The organism is Serratia sp. CY37869 (assembly GCF_052168895.1).
GTDB lineage: Bacteria > Pseudomonadota > Gammaproteobacteria > Enterobacterales > Enterobacteriaceae > Serratia > Serratia ureilytica.
The window spans coordinates 372,402-387,814 of the sequence record NZ_JBJNLU010000002.1; the positions used below are offsets into that span (position 1 = coordinate 372,402).

The following is a 15,413-nucleotide window of genomic DNA, read 5'->3' on the forward strand; positions in this document are numbered from 1 at the left end:
TGCACTAATTGTGAAATCCGTGATCTGAATCACTGTTCGGGGGAAATGTTATCAAAGCGGTTGTATGAGAATTGTAATCAGAATGTGATCCTCCTATACTGCCGCCAGGTCTCCGGATTACCCTGAAGTAGGAGCACCCAGCGTTATAAATGCGCGCCGTTTGAGCACAGAGGATGTTGATGTTTGAGCGCGTGACGTGTAAGGGTTTTAGGCTCTTAACGCTGTCTGATCCCCGCCCAGGCCCGGAGGAAGGAAAATAATAAGAGCTGTGTGGGCAAATACGTGAAAAAACAACGACCTGTCAACTTGGATCTGCAAACGATCCGGTTCCCCGTAACTGCGATAGCGTCTATCTTACACCGAGTCTCTGGCGTAATTACCTTCGTTGCCGTGGGTATCCTCCTCTGGCTGCTGGGCCTGTCACTCTCTTCCCAAGAGGGGTTCCTGCAGGCGGCCGCCATCATGAATAGCTTCATCGTCAAATTCATATTCTGGGGCATCCTCACGGCGCTGGCCTATCACATTTGCGGTGGCATCCGTCACTTGTTAATGGATTTTGGCTACATCGAAGAGAGTTTGGCCGCCGGTACCCGTTCCGCCCAGGTGGCGATCGGTCTGACCGTCGTGCTGTCAGTTCTGGCTGGAGTCCTCGTATGGTAAACAACGTTTCTGCATTAGGGCGCAACGGCGTGCACGATTGGCTGCTGCTGCGCGCTTCCGCTATCATCATCACCCTGTACGTCCTGTATATCCTGGGCTTCTTCGTCACGGCTCCGGAACTCACTTATGACATCTGGCGCGGTTTCTTCGCCACTTCCATTACGAAAGTGTTCACTCTGCTGACCTTGCTGTCGATTCTGGTGCACGCCTGGATCGGGCTGTGGCAGGTGCTGACGGACTACGTCAAGCCGCTGGCGGTTCGCCTGGTGTTGCAGCTGGCTGTCGTGGTCGCGTTGCTGGTCTATTTACTGTACGGAACAATCGTAGTGTGGGGTGCTTAAATGAAACTGCCAGTCAGAGAGTTTGATGCCGTCGTAATCGGCGCCGGCGGTGCGGGCATGCGTGCCGCGCTGCAAATTTCCCAAGCGGGCTCGACCTGTGCCCTGCTGTCCAAAGTTTTCCCGACCCGTTCCCATACCGTGTCTGCACAGGGCGGCATCACCGTCGCGCTCGGCAACAGCCACGAGGACAACTGGGAATGGCATATGTACGACACGGTGAAAGGTTCCGACTATATCGGTGACCAGGACGCCATCGAATATATGTGTAAAACCGGCCCGGAAGCGATTCTGGAACTGGAACACATGGGCCTGCCGTTCTCTCGTCTGGACGACGGCCGCATTTATCAGCGCCCGTTCGGCGGCCAGTCGCTGAACTTCGGCGGCGAGCAGGCGGCGCGTACCGCCGCCGCAGCCGACCGTACCGGCCACGCGCTGCTGCACACCCTGTACCAACAGAACCTGAAAAACCACACTACCATCTTCTCTGAGTGGTATGCGCTCGATCTGGTGAAAAACCAGGACGGCGCGGTGGTCGGCACCACGGCTATCTGCATCGAAACCGGTGAAGTGGTTTACTTCAAAGCCAAGGCCACCGTGCTGGCGACCGGCGGCGCAGGCCGTATTTACCAGTCCACCACCAACGCCCACATCAACACCGGCGACGGTGTCGGCATGGCGCTGCGCGCCGGCGTACCGGTGCAGGACATGGAAATGTGGCAGTTCCACCCGACCGGCATCGCCGGCGCGGGCGTGCTGGTGACCGAAGGCTGCCGCGGCGAAGGCGGTTACCTGCTGAACAAACACGGCGAGCGCTTCATGGAGCGTTATGCGCCGAACGCCAAAGATCTGGCGGGCCGCGACGTGGTTGCCCGTTCGATCATGATCGAAATCCGCGAAGGCCGCGGCTGCGACGGTCCTTGGGGCCCGCATGCCAAGCTGAAGCTGGATCACCTGGGTAAAGAGGTGCTGGAATCCCGTCTGCCGGGCATCCTGGAACTGTCCCGCACCTTCGCGCACGTCGATCCGGTGAAAGAGCCGATCCCGGTTATCCCAACCTGTCACTATATGATGGGCGGCATTCCGACCAAAGTGACCGGCCAGGCGCTGACCGTGAACGAGAAAGGCGAAGACGTGGTGATCCCGGGGCTGTTCGCCGTGGGCGAAATCGCCTGCGTATCGGTGCACGGCGCCAACCGCTTGGGCGGCAACTCGCTGCTCGACCTGGTGGTGTTCGGCCGTTCCGCCGGCATGCACCTGCAGGAATCGCTGGAAGAGCAGGGCGTGAGCCGTGACGCCAGCGACTCCGACGTGGAAGCCTCGCTGGACCGTCTGAACCGTTGGAACAACACCCGTTCCGGCGAAGACCCGGTCGAAATTCGCAAAGCGCTGCAGTCTTGCATGCAGCACAACTTCTCGGTATTCCGCGAAGGCGATGCGATGGCCAAGGGCCTGGAAGAACTGAAAGTGATCCGTGAACGTCTGAAGAACGCACGCCTGGACGATACCTCCAGCGAGTTCAACACCCAGCGCATCGAATGCCTGGAGTTGGATAACCTGATGGAGACCGCGTATTCCACCGCCGTGTCGGCCAACTTCCGTACCGAGAGCCGTGGCGCACACAGCCGCTTCGACTACCCGGAACGCGATGACGCCAACTGGCTGTGCCATTCGCTGTATCTGCCGCAATCGGAAAGCATGACGCGTCGTGAAGTGAACATGCAACCGAAGCTGCGCCCGGCATTCCCGCCGAAAGTGCGTTCTTACTAATTGCGGAGATCGACAGATGAAACTCGAATTTTCCATTTATCGCTACAATCCGGATGTCGACGACGCGCCGCACATGCAGGACTACACCCTGGAAGCGGAAGAAGGCCGTGACATGATGCTGCTGGATGCGTTGATCCAGCTGAAAGAAAAAGATCCGACCCTGTCGTTCCGTCGCTCATGCCGCGAAGGCGTGTGCGGTTCCGACGGCCTGAATATGAACGGTAAAAACGGCCTGGCGTGCATCACTCCGGTTTCGTCGCTGCGCAAAGGCAACGGCAAGATCGTGATCCGTCCGCTGCCGGGGCTGCCGGTGGTGCGCGATCTGGTGGTGGATATGGGGCAGTTCTACACCCAGTATGAAAAGATCAAGCCATACCTGCTGAACGACGGCAAGAATCCGCCGGCGCGTGAGCACCTGCAGTCGCCGGAACAGCGCGCCAAGCTGGACGGTCTGTACGAGTGCATCCTGTGCGCCTGCTGCTCGACTTCGTGCCCATCGTTCTGGTGGAACCCGGACAAGTTCATCGGGCCTGCCGGTCTGTTGGCGGCGTATCGCTTCCTGATCGACAGCCGTGACACGGAAACGCAAGAACGTTTAGATGATCTGGACGATGCTTTTAGTGTTTTCCGCTGCCATAGCATTATGAATTGTGTCAGTGTATGTCCTAAAGGCTTGAACCCGACGCGTGCGATCGGGCATATCAAGTCCATGCTGCTGCAACGCGGCGCATAAACGGAATGAGATGCTGCGCCGGGCTCTTTTCCGGCGCACATCCCATAGGGGAGGGAACCTCTAAAAACTGACCCGCGGCTGCGGCGCTATGCAGCCTGGTTCTTCCGCCGGTTTTTAGAGGTTCCTTGTAAGGGACCGCAAGGTCCATAACAGAACGTATCGGGCCGTCATGGCCGCAAGTACGTCGAGTGAACCGTTTTACGGCAAACCGTATTCATCACGGTAATTATGTTAACCACGGCGAAAACTAAAGCTTCAAAGCTTAAGGGATCATGATGCAGAACGGCGCAATGAAGGCCTGGCTGGATTCCTCCTATCTGGCGGGCGCGAACCAGTCTTACATAGAGCAGCTCTATGAAGATTTCTTAACCGATCCGGGTTCCGTTGAAGATAGCTGGCGTTCCATTTTTCAACAGCTACCAACCGCGGGTGTCAAACCCGATCAGCTCCACTCTCAAACGCGCGACTACTTCCGCCGCCTGGCGAAAGACTCCGCGCGCTACAACACCACCATCACCGATCCGGCAACCGACGCCAAACAGGTCAAGGTACTGCAGCTGATCAACGCCTTCCGCTTCCGCGGACATCAGCATGCCAACCTCGATCCGCTCGGCCTGTGGCAGCGTGAGCAAGTTCCTGACCTTGAGCCCGCTTACCACAACCTGACCGAAGCCGATTTCCAGGAAACCTTCAACGTGGGCTCTTTCGCCATCGGCAAAGAAACCATGAAGCTGGGCGATCTGTACGCCGCGCTGAAGCAGACCTATTGCGGGTCGATCGGCGCTGAATACATGCACATCACCAACACCGAAGAGAAACGCTGGATCCAGCAGCGCATCGAGTCGGTGGTGGGGCGCGCCAGCTTTACCGCCGACGAAAAACGCCGTTTCCTGAACGAGCTGACCGCTGCGGAAGGCCTGGAACGCTACCTGGGCGCCAAATTCCCGGGCGCCAAACGCTTCTCGCTGGAAGGCGGCGACGCGCTGGTGCCGATGCTGAAAGAGATGGTGCGCCACGCCGGCAAGAACGGCACGCGTGAAGTGGTGTTGGGCATGGCCCACCGCGGCCGTCTGAACGTGCTGATCAACGTGCTGGGCAAAAAGCCGGCCGACCTGTTCGACGAATTCGCCGGCAAGCATAAAGAACACCTCGGCACCGGCGACGTGAAATATCACCAGGGCTTCTCCTCCGACGTGGAAACCGAAGGCGGCATGGTTCACCTGGCGCTGGCGTTCAACCCGTCGCACCTGGAGATCGTCAGCCCGGTGGTCATGGGGTCGGTTCGCGCCCGTCGCGATCGTCTGGACGAAGCGCGCAGCAACATGGTGCTGCCGATCACCATCCATGGCGACGCCGCCATTACCGGCCAGGGCGTGGTTCAGGAAACCCTGAACATGTCTCAGGCTCGCGGCTACGAAGTGGGCGGCACCGTGCGCATCGTCATCAACAACCAGGTTGGCTTCACCACCTCCAACCCGCTGGATGCGCGCTCTACCGAATATTGCACCGACATCGCCAAAATGGTTCAGGCGCCGATCTTCCACGTTAACGCGGACGATCCGGAAGCCGTGGCCTTCGTCACTCGCCTGGCGTTGGATTTCCGTAACACCTTTAAGCGTGACGTGATGATCGATCTGGTCTGCTACCGTCGCCATGGGCACAACGAGGCCGATGAGCCGAGCGCCACCCAGCCGGTGATGTATCAGAAGATCAAGAAACACCCTACGCCGCGCAAAATCTACGCTGACATTCTGACCGAACAGAAAGTGGCCAGCCTGGAAGATGCCACGGAAATGGTCAACCTGTATCGTGATGCGCTCGACCGCGGCGATTGTGTGGTTGAAGAATGGCGTCCGATGAATCTGCACTCCTTCACCTGGTCGCCGTACCTGAACCACGAGTGGGACGAAGAGTACCCGAGCAAGGTTGAGATGAAGCGTCTGCAGGAACTGGGCCGCCGCATCAGCACCGTGCCGGAAGCGATCGAAATGCAGTCACGCGTGGCGAAAATCTACGCTGACCGCGCCGAGATGGCGGCGGGCAACAAGCCGTTCGACTGGGGCGCCGCCGAAACGCTGGCCTACGCCACCATGGCGGATGAAGGCATTCCAATCCGCATCTCCGGCGAAGACGCCGGCCGCGGCACCTTCTTCCACCGTCACGCGGTGGTGCACAACCAGAAAAACGGTTCGGTCTATGTTCCGCTGGCGAATATCCACAGCGGCCAGGGCGAATTCAAGGTCTGGGACTCCGTGCTGTCTGAAGAGGCGGTGCTGGCGTTCGAATACGGCTACGCCACGGCGGAACCGCGCACGCTGACCATCTGGGAAGCGCAGTTCGGCGACTTCGCCAACGGCGCGCAGGTTGTTATCGATCAGTTCATCAGCTCCGGCGAGCAAAAATGGGGCCGTATGTGCGGCCTGGTGATGCTGCTGCCGCACGGCTATGAAGGCCAGGGCCCAGAGCACTCCTCCGCGCGTCTGGAACGTTATCTGCAGCTGTGCGCTGAGCAGAACATGCAGGTGTGCGTCCCGTCCACGCCGGCGCAGGTTTACCACATGCTGCGTCGTCAGGCGCTGCGCGGTATGCGTCGTCCGCTGGTGGTGATGTCGCCGAAGTCGCTGCTGCGTCACCCGCTGGCGGTCTCTTCGCTGGACGAGCTGGCCAATGGCACCTTCCTGCCGGCGATCGGCGAGATCGACGATTTGGATCCGAAAGCGGTCAAGCGCGTCGTGCTGTGCTCCGGTAAGGTTTACTACGACCTGCTGGAACAGCGTCGCAAGAACGAGCAGAAAGACGTGGCCATCGTGCGCATCGAGCAGCTGTATCCGTTCCCGCATCAGGCCGTGCAGGCCGTGCTGGAGCAATACTCGCACGTGCATGACTTCGTCTGGTGTCAGGAAGAGCCGCTGAACCAGGGCGCCTGGTACTGCAGCCAACACAACTTCCGTGAAGTGGTGCCGTTCGGGGCTTCTTTACGTTACGCAGGACGTCCGGCCTCCGCCTCTCCGGCGGTGGGTTATATGTCCGTACACCAGAAGCAGCAGCAGGCTCTGGTGAATGATGCGCTGAATATTGACTAATGTTCGCTCGCTTGCCGGCCGAGGGGCCGGCAAGCAGATGATAAAAAACTTAAGGGAAAGCTAAATGAGTAGCGTAGATATTCTGGTTCCTGACCTTCCTGAATCGGTTGCCGATGCGACCGTAGCCACCTGGCACAAGAAACCGGGCGACAGCGTTCAGCGTGACGAAGTCCTGGTTGAAATCGAAACCGACAAAGTGGTGTTGGAAGTGCCGGCCAGTGAAGCGGGTATTCTCGATGCTATCGTGGAAGAAGAGGGCGCGACCGTACTGTCTCGCCAGCTGCTCGGCCGCATCCGTCCGGGCGACAGCTCCGGCAAGCCGACCGCTGAGAAGAGCCAGGAGAAAGAAGCCACGCCTGCACAGCGCGCGACCGCGAGCCTGGAAGAAGAAAGCAATGACGCGCTCAGCCCGGCGATTCGCCGCCTGATTGCTGAACACGATCTCGATGCTGGCGCCATCAAAGGCACCGGCGTGGGTGGCCGCATTACGCGTGAAGACGTGGAAGCGCACCTGGCCAAAGGCGGCGCCGCTGCCAAACCAGCCGCCGCTGAAGCCGCGCCGCAGCCTGCTCTGGCCGGCCGCAGCGAAAAACGCGTGCCGATGACCCGCCTGCGCAAACGCGTCGCCGAGCGTCTGCTGGAAGCGAAAAACAGCACCGCGATGTTGACCACCTTCAACGAAATCAACATGCAGCCGATCATGGACCTGCGCAAGCAGTACGGCGAAGCCTTCGAGAAACGCCACGGCGTGCGTCTGGGCTTCATGTCCTTCTACATCAAGGCGGTGGTTGAAGCGCTGAAGCGTTTCCCGGAAGTGAACGCGTCGATCGACGGTTCCGACGTGGTTTACCACAACTACTTCGACATCAGCATCGCGGTTTCTACTCCGCGCGGCCTGGTGACGCCGGTACTGCGCGATGTGGACGCCATGAGCATGGCTGACATCGAGAAGAAAATCAAAGAGCTGGCCGTTAAGGGCCGCGACGGCAAACTGACCGTGGAAGAGCTGACCGGCGGTAACTTCACCATTACCAACGGCGGCGTATTCGGCTCCCTGATGTCCACCCCGATCATCAACCCGCCGCAGAGCGCCATCCTGGGCATGCACGCCATCAAAGATCGCCCAATGGCGGTCAATGGTCAGGTGGTGATCCAGCCGATGATGTATCTGGCGCTGTCTTATGACCACCGCCTGATCGACGGTAAAGAATCCGTCGGTTATCTGGTGACGGTCAAAGAGATGCTGGAAGATCCGGCTCGTCTGCTGCTGGACGTCTAGTAACCCTTGCCGGGCGCGGCATGCCGCGCCCGCACTCTGTGCTATGTGGCCGGAAAACCATGCGGTTTACCGCGTAATAATGGTCCGGCTAAAAACCTTCAGAACTGAATGGATAGAACATCATGAATTTACACGAATATCAGGCAAAACAGCTGTTTGCTCGGTATGGCATGCCGGCACCAACCGGTTACGCCTGTACCACTCCGCGTGAAGCAGAAGAAGCCGCATCCAAAATCGGCTCCGGCCCGTGGGTGGTGAAATGTCAGGTTCATGCTGGCGGCCGCGGTAAAGCGGGCGGCGTTAAAGTCGTCAACAGCAAAGAAGATATCCGTGCCTTCGCGGAAGCCTGGTTGGGCAAACGTCTGGTGACTTACCAGACTGACGCGCTGGGCCAGCCGGTTAACCAGATCCTGGTAGAAGCGGCGACCGACATCGATAAAGAGCTGTACCTGGGCGCCGTTGTAGACCGCGCGACCCGTCGCATCGTATTCATGGCGTCTACCGAAGGCGGCGTGGAAATCGAGAAAGTGGCGGAAGAAACCCCGGAACTGATCCACAAAATGACCATCGATCCGCTGGCGGGTCCACAGCCTTATCAGGGCCGTGAGCTGGCCTTCAAACTGGGCCTGACCGGCAAGCAAGTCAGCCAGTTCGCCAAGATCTTCATGGGTCTGGCGACGCTGTTCCTGGAGCGCGACCTGGCGATGGTTGAGATCAACCCGCTGGTGATCACCAAGCAGGGCGATCTGGTGTGCCTGGACGGCAAACTGGGCGCCGACGGCAACGCCCTGTTCCGTCAGCCTGAACTGCGTGAAATGCGTGACCCTTCGCAGGAAGACGAGCGTGAATCCCGTGCGGCTCAGTGGGAGCTGAACTACGTTGCCCTCGACGGCAACATCGGCTGCATGGTGAACGGCGCCGGTCTGGCGATGGGCACCATGGACATCGTTAAACTGCACGGCGGCGAACCGGCCAACTTCCTGGACGTTGGCGGCGGCGCGACCAAAGAGCGCGTGACCGAAGCGTTCAAAATCATCCTGTCCGACGACAAGGTGAAAGCGGTTCTGGTTAACATCTTCGGTGGTATCGTACGTTGCGATCTGATCGCCGACGGCATCATCGGCGCAGTGGCTGAAGTGGGCGTTAACGTCCCGGTCGTGGTGCGCCTGGAAGGGAACAATGCCGAACTGGGCGCCAAGAAACTGGCGGACAGCGGCCTGAATATCATTGCTGCGACCAGCCTGACTGATGCGGCTCAGCAAGTTGTTGCAGCAGTGGAGGGTAAATAATGTCCATCTTAATCGATAAAAACACCAAAGTAATTTGCCAGGGCTTCACCGGTAGCCAGGGGACTTTCCACTCCGAACAAGCTATCGCTTACGGCACCAAAATGGTTGGCGGCGTCACCCCGGGCAAAGGCGGCACTCAGCACCTGGGTCTGCCGGTGTTTAACACCGTGCGCGAAGCGGTTGAAGCGACCGGCGCGACGGCCTCTGTCATCTACGTTCCAGCGCCGTTCTGCAAAGACTCCATTCTGGAAGCGATCGATGCCGGCATCAAATTGATCATCACCATCACCGAAGGCATCCCGACTCTGGACATGCTGACCGTGAAAGTGAAACTGGACGAAGCCGGCGTGCGCATGATCGGGCCAAACTGCCCAGGCGTGATCACCCCGGGCGAGTGCAAAATCGGCATCATGCCTGGCCACATCCACCTGCCGGGCAAAGTGGGCATCGTTTCACGCTCCGGTACCCTGACCTATGAAGCGGTGAAACAAACCACCGATGCCGGTCTGGGCCAGTCCACCTGCGTGGGCATCGGCGGCGACCCGATCCCGGGCTCCAACTTCATCGATATCCTGAAGATGTTCCAGCAGGATCCGCAGACCGAAGCGATCGTGATGATCGGTGAGATCGGCGGCAGCGCTGAAGAAGAAGCGGCAGCTTACATCAAAGAACACGTCACCAAACCGGTTGTCGGCTACATCGCCGGCGTAACCGCGCCGAAAGGCAAGCGTATGGGCCACGCGGGCGCCATCATCGCAGGCGGCAAGGGCACGGCGGACGAGAAGTTTGCTGCGCTGGAAGCGGCGGGCGTGAAAACCGTTCGCAGCCTGGCGGACATCGGCGACGCGGTAAAAGCGGTGCTGAAGCGCTAAGCATTGAGTACGAAATAACACTATCTCGACATGTTTGGCCACCCATTGGGTGGCCTTTTTTATGGGTGAAGATCAGAAATCGTTGAGCGCCTTGATCAGCGCGATCCGATCCTGCAGGCGGCGCTGCCGCACCGGATCCGCGGCGGTTTGCCACTGTTGCTCCAGCGAGGTGAGGGCGGTGCGGTAATCGTCGGCATTGTTGAACAGCGCGTCTTTGACGTTGATCGAGGCGACGTTGGTGTAGCGCCCGTCGTCGGTGGTCGGCACCTGGATAACGCCTTCATTGAGCAGCCGTTTGACGATCGCCCGCTGCGGTTCGTATCCTTCCATGCCAACCAGTTTCCAGCGCTGCGGCGGCACGCTCTGATACTGGCCGTGTTTCACTTCCGTCAGGTAGCGCAGAGTCAGGTTGCGAATGGTGCCTTCTTCTTCACCGTATTGCGCTTTGCTGTCGAACAGCACCGGGAAGGATTGCCCCTCCAGCGCGCCGCCCTTCTGCGTCAGGTGGCCCATACGGTAACTGTTCATGCCCAGGCGGATCGGCATGTCATCGGTGACCGGCGTGCCGTCTGCCAGGCGCAGACTGACGATGCGTGAACCGGCCGGTTGACGCAGATCGATAGTGTAAGTGACGCCGTCGAAGAAATCGTTGGTGGAATATTTGGACGAGCGCCGCGCCGGGTTAAAGCTGTAGGTGACGTCGCCCGGCTGCAGCTGATTGAAATAATCAGCAGACCACTCCATGTAGCGTTTAAGCGCTTTGCCGTTGAGCTGATAAACGGTGATCTCGCCGCCGGCGTATTGGTAGTTAAAGGCGATATCCTTGGCCTTGATGTCGCCGACATCCAGTTTGGCGCGATCGTTGTCGATCTGCAGGGCGATCACCTGCGCCAGCGGTGCATAGTGACGGGCGGCCTGCTGAAATAACTCACTGATGCCGGTATCCTGAACGTGTACCTGAGGAATGCCGCGGAACTCGTCGGCAGGCACCAGATCGCTGCCGCTCAGCTTCGCCACGACTCGGTTGGCGTTGGCGCGCAAAATGTCATGATACGGCTGGTAGAGAGCCTGCATGGCGCTGTCCGGCGCCAGCCCCTTGATGGAATAGGTGTAGCTGTTTTTGTCGATCAGCGTGAATTTGCCATCGCGGCGTTCAAATTGCAGGTCAATGCGTGACAGCGCGCGACCGTACTTATCCGGCTCCGTGATGATGACGCCGTTCACCACCGCTTTGTCGATTTTCACATGCATGTGGCCGGCGACGATCGCCGCCAGCTCCGGGTTGGCGTTGGCGATGTCCGCCACGCCGGTGCCGGGGCGCTGGTTCTCGTTGTCGATGCCCATATGCGCGACCAGCACGATCGCGTCGACCTGGCCGTCGATCTGCCTGATGACCTGTTTCACCGCCTGTACCGGATCGGTGAAGTTCAGCCCTTTGATGCGATCGGTGCCCTTGGCGAATTCCGCAGTCATCGGCGTGTCCATGCCGATGATGCCGATCTTCACGCCCTGGCGTTCGAGGATGGTATAGGCCGGCAGATAAGGTTTGCCGCTGTCCCAGACGATGTTGCCCGCCAGCGCCGCGCCTTTAAACTGTTTGAGCGGCGTGGCCAGCGCCGGCAGACCGAAGTCGAATTCGTGGTTGCCCATCACCCAAACGTCGTAGTCAAGCGCGTTGAGGCCCAGCATCATCGGGCTGACGGCCTCCTGTTTGAAGGTTTCGACGAAGTTGCCCTGGATGGTGTCGCCGGCGTCCACCAGAATCAGGTTGGGCTGTTCGGCGCGCACCTTTTTGACCTGGGTGGCTATCTGGCTCAGGCTGCCCGCCAGGTTTTCCGTGTCGCTGGCGTAGTCCCAGGGCACGAAAGTGCCGTGCAGATCGGAGGTGCCCAACAGGGTGATATTTACCGTTTCGGCGGCCATGGCGTTTCCCGAGAGTCCCAAGACAGAGGCAAAGATGATTTTTTTCATAAGTTATTGTCACTCAATGCAATTTTAACATAAGTGGTCATTTTGCTACAAAATCGCAACCTTTACGATCCCATTGCGAGAAATAGACTAATATTGGAGAGAGATTTGTTGTTTTGTGACTGCTATCACTGTCACGGCTTATTGGAAATAAAAGGTTAATTATGTCGCATAATAAGTGCGTAATAATACAATGGCGGCTCTTTTGAATTACATTTATTTAACACAAAAATATCATTAAAAAACAATTAAACCATTGCGCAACATGACCCTAAGAAAATTATGCGAAATGTGCTGATGAATATGGAAATAATATGCGGATAGGCTTAAATTGTCTCAGATCAAATTAGGCCGAAGTACCTCTTTCGGCTAAGATTTGACCTGTAACCAAAAGTCCAACCCACGTCACGTAAAAACCTATTTATTGTGTGGGATTGGGCGAGTATCATCCATGTTGTGATTATGGATGGTTGATCTTGTTGCATTTGTTACCCGTTGTCGGTTTTCAGTGGCGTGCTTGTCGACGGCCCGTGTGGGCTATTGGCCGAGTGTGCGGTTGAAAGCGGAGAAGCTGGATCAAATTTGTTGTGTTTAAGGGCATTCACTGCGGGGCGTTACTGGCGGCTTTGAAAGAAGCGTGCCGATAACCGCGTGTCGGAGTCTTCCTGCGAGGAGCAAGGAGTCAAGATGTTTGATATTGTCGAACTGTCGCGCTTACAGTTTGCTTTAACGGCGATGTACCATTTCTTATTTGTCCCATTAACGCTCGGTATGGCGTTCTTGCTGGCAATTATGGAAACGGTATATGTCCTGTCTGGCAAACAAATCTATAAAGACATGACCAAATTCTGGGGAAAGTTATTTGCGATTAACTTTGCTCTGGGTGTGGCCACCGGTTTGACCATGGAGTTCCAGTTCGGGACTAACTGGTCATATTTCTCTCATTACGTCGGCGATATCTTCGGGGCCCCTCTGGCTATCGAAGGTCTGATGGCGTTCTTCCTTGAATCGACGCTGGTCGGCCTGTTCTTCTTCGGCTGGGATCGTCTGAGCAAGGTGCAGCACATGGCGGTAACCTGGTTCGTGGCCCTCGGCTCCAACCTGTCCGCGCTGTGGATCCTGGTCGCCAACGGCTGGATGCAGAACCCGATCGCGTCGGATTTCAACTTCGAAACCATGCGCATGGAGATGGTCAGCTTCTCCGAGTTGGTGCTTAACCCGGTTGCGCAGGTGAAATTCGTTCACACCGTGGCTGCAGGCTACACCACCGGCGCCATGTTCGTGCTGGGCATCAGCGCTTACTACCTGCTAAAGGGCCGCGACATCGCTTTCGCCAAACGCTCCTTCGCCATCGCCGCCAGCTTCGGCATGGCAGCGGTGCTGTCGGTGATCGTGCTGGGTGACGAATCCGGTTACGAAATGGGCGACGTACAGAAAACCAAACTGGCCGCCATCGAAGCGGAGTGGGATACCCAGCCGGCGCCGGCGTCCTTCACCCTGTTCGGCATCCCCGATCAGGACAAGATGGAAAACTCCTTCTCTATTCAGATCCCGTATGCGCTTGGCCTGATCGCCACGCGTTCCACCGACACTCAGGTCACCGGCCTGAAAGATCTGCTGGCGCAACATGAAGTGCGCATCCGCAACGGCATGAAAGCCTACCAGCTGCTGGAAGAGCTGCGCGGCGGCAATACCGATCCTGCGGTGCGTGCGGAATTCAACAAAACCAAGCAAGACCTGGGCTACGGCATGCTGCTGAAGCGTTATACCCCGAACGTCAGCGACGCGACGGAAGCGCAGATCCAGCAGGCGACCAAGGACTCCATTCCACGCGTGGCGCCGCTGTACTTCGCCTTCCGCATCATGGTGGCCTGTGGCGTGCTGATGCTGCTGATTATCGGTCTGTCATTCCTGAGCGTGGTGCGCGGCCGCATCGGCCAGAAAAAATGGCTGTTGCGTGCGGCGCTGTATGGCTTGCCGCTGCCGTGGATCGCGGTGGAAGCCGGCTGGTTCGTGGCGGAATACGGCCGTCAACCGTGGGCGATTGGTGAGGTGCTGCCGACCGCAGTCGCCAACTCTTCGCTGACCGCGGGCGACATTCTGTTCTCGATGGGGCTGATTTGCGGCTTGTACACCCTGTTCCTGGTGGCTGAAATGTACCTGATGTTCAAGTTTGCGCGTCTGGGTCCAAGCAGCCTGAAAACCGGCCGCTACCACTTTGAACAACCGACTGCCGCCGTGCAGGAAGCGCGCTAAACAGGAGTCCACGTATGTTTGACTATGAAGTACTGCGATTTATCTGGTGGGTGCTGGTTGGCGTACTGCTGATCGGCTTCGCCGTCACCGACGGTTTCGACATGGGCGTCGGCATCCTGGTGCGCATCATCGGTAAAACCGATACCGAGCGCCGGGTGATGATCAACTCCATCGCCCCTCACTGGGACGGTAACCAGGTGTGGCTGATCACCGCCGGCGGCGCGCTGTTCGCCGCCTGGCCGATGGTCTACGCAGCGGCCTTCTCGGGCTTCTACGTCGCCATGATCCTGGTGCTGGCGGCGTTGTTCTTCCGCCCGGTCGGTTTTGACTACCGTTCCAAGCTGGAGAGCAGCCGCTGGCGCAACATGTGGGACTGGGGCATCTTCATCGGTTCCTTCGTGCCTGCGTTGGTGTTCGGCGTGGCGTTCGGCAACCTGCTGCAGGGCGTGCCGTTCCATGTGGACGAGTACCTGCGTCTGTTCTACACCGGCAACTTCTTCCAACTGCTGAATCCGTTCGGTCTGTTGGCAGGCGTGGTCAGTCTGACCATGCTGGTCACTCAGGGCGCGACCTACCTGCAGATGCGCACCACCGGCGAGATCCACCTGCGGTCACGCGCCGCAGCGCAGATCGCGACGCTGATCATGGCGGTATGCTTCCTGCTGGCGGGTGTGTGGCTGGTTAAAGGCATCGACGGCTACGTGATCACTTCGGCGCTGGACACCATGGCGGAATCCAACCCGCTGCGTAAAGAAGTGGCGCATCAGGCCGGCGCATGGCTGATCAACTTCAACAAGTATCCGCTGCTGTGGGCCTTGCCTGCACTGGGCGTAGTGCTGCCGTTGTTCACCATCCTGTTCTCGCGTCTGGAGAAAGGCGCGCTGGCGTTCGTCACCTCGTCGCTGACCATCGCCTGCGTCATCCTCACTGCCGGGGTCACCATGTTCCCGTTCGTGATGCCGTCCAGCACCGTGCCTAACGTCAGCCTGACCATGTGGGACGCGACGTCGAGCCTGTTGACGCTGAAAGTGATGACCGTCGTGGCGGCGATCTTCGTGCCTATCGTTTTGGCGTACACCAGCTGGTCGTACTACAAAATGTTCGGTCGTCTCGACAAGAACTACATCGAAAACAACAAGCATTCGCTGTACTAAGGATAAGGAGC

The 15,413-nt window shown here is 58.3% G+C and carries 11 protein-coding genes; 10 read left to right on the forward strand and 1 reads right to left on the reverse strand.

From position 1 onward, the window contains the following. The first annotated feature begins 270 nt into the window (after positions 1-270). From sdhC to sucD, 8 genes are all read left to right on the forward strand, one after another. The gene (gene sdhC / locus ACJ8J1_RS12020; RefSeq protein ID WP_004939893.1) at positions 271-660 is read left to right on the forward strand and encodes a succinate dehydrogenase cytochrome b556 subunit; all 390 of its coding nucleotides are present in this window, start codon (positions 271-273) and stop codon (positions 658-660) included. Continuing rightward, positions 654-1,001 carry a succinate dehydrogenase membrane anchor subunit gene (gene sdhD / locus ACJ8J1_RS12025; RefSeq protein WP_004939891.1) on the forward strand — a complete coding sequence of 116 codons (348 nt, stop codon included), beginning with the start codon at positions 654-656 and terminating at the stop codon, positions 999-1,001. The genes sdhC and sdhD overlap by 7 nt, the downstream gene beginning before the upstream one ends. Further along, positions 1,002-2,768 (forward strand): succinate dehydrogenase flavoprotein subunit, encoded by a 1,767-nt coding sequence (sdhA, locus tag ACJ8J1_RS12030; protein WP_015376974.1) that lies wholly within the window; start codon positions 1,002-1,004, stop codon positions 2,766-2,768. It begins immediately after the preceding gene. Positions 2,769-2,784: 16 nt separating this feature from the next. After that, positions 2,785-3,501 (forward strand): succinate dehydrogenase iron-sulfur subunit, encoded by a 717-nt coding sequence (locus tag ACJ8J1_RS12035; protein WP_015376975.1) that lies wholly within the window; start codon positions 2,785-2,787, stop codon positions 3,499-3,501. A gap of 275 nt (positions 3,502-3,776) precedes the next feature. Beyond that, a complete protein-coding gene (sucA, locus tag ACJ8J1_RS12040; RefSeq protein WP_033644215.1) occupies positions 3,777-6,584 on the forward strand; it encodes a 2-oxoglutarate dehydrogenase E1 component in 2,808 nt (935 codons plus the stop codon). Between the two features lie 64 nt (positions 6,585-6,648). Continuing rightward, complete coding sequence (gene odhB / locus ACJ8J1_RS12045) at positions 6,649-7,863, forward strand: 2-oxoglutarate dehydrogenase complex dihydrolipoyllysine-residue succinyltransferase (protein ID WP_033642197.1); 1,215 nt, start codon at positions 6,649-6,651, stop codon at positions 7,861-7,863. 122 nt (positions 7,864-7,985) lie between these two features. After that, entirely contained in the window at positions 7,986-9,152 is a 1,167-nt protein-coding gene (gene sucC / locus ACJ8J1_RS12050; RefSeq protein ID WP_015376978.1) for an ADP-forming succinate--CoA ligase subunit beta, read from the forward strand. Beyond that, positions 9,152-10,024: a succinate--CoA ligase subunit alpha gene (sucD, locus tag ACJ8J1_RS12055; protein ID WP_004939878.1), complete on the forward strand. Its 873-nt coding sequence runs from the start codon at positions 9,152-9,154 to the stop codon at positions 10,022-10,024. The genes sucC and sucD overlap by 1 nt, the downstream gene beginning before the upstream one ends. 72 nt (positions 10,025-10,096) lie before the next feature. Here sucD and ACJ8J1_RS12060 read toward each other — a convergent pair whose 3' ends face one another. Further along, the gene (locus tag ACJ8J1_RS12060; RefSeq protein WP_033642198.1) at positions 10,097-11,995 is read right to left on the reverse strand and encodes a bifunctional metallophosphatase/5'-nucleotidase; all 1,899 of its coding nucleotides are present in this window, start codon (positions 11,993-11,995) and stop codon (positions 10,097-10,099) included. A gap of 684 nt (positions 11,996-12,679) precedes the next feature. Between ACJ8J1_RS12060 and cydA the strand changes: the two genes are divergently transcribed. Together cydA and cydB are read left to right on the forward strand one after the other, a co-directional pair. Further along, positions 12,680-14,248, forward strand: coding sequence for a cytochrome ubiquinol oxidase subunit I (gene cydA / locus ACJ8J1_RS12065; RefSeq protein ID WP_004939873.1), 1,569 nt, complete (start codon positions 12,680-12,682; stop codon positions 14,246-14,248). A gap of 14 nt (positions 14,249-14,262) precedes the next feature. Then, a complete protein-coding gene (gene cydB / locus ACJ8J1_RS12070) occupies positions 14,263-15,402 on the forward strand; it encodes a cytochrome d ubiquinol oxidase subunit II (RefSeq protein WP_015376980.1) in 1,140 nt (379 codons plus the stop codon). The last annotated feature ends 11 nt before the right edge of the window (positions 15,403-15,413 follow it).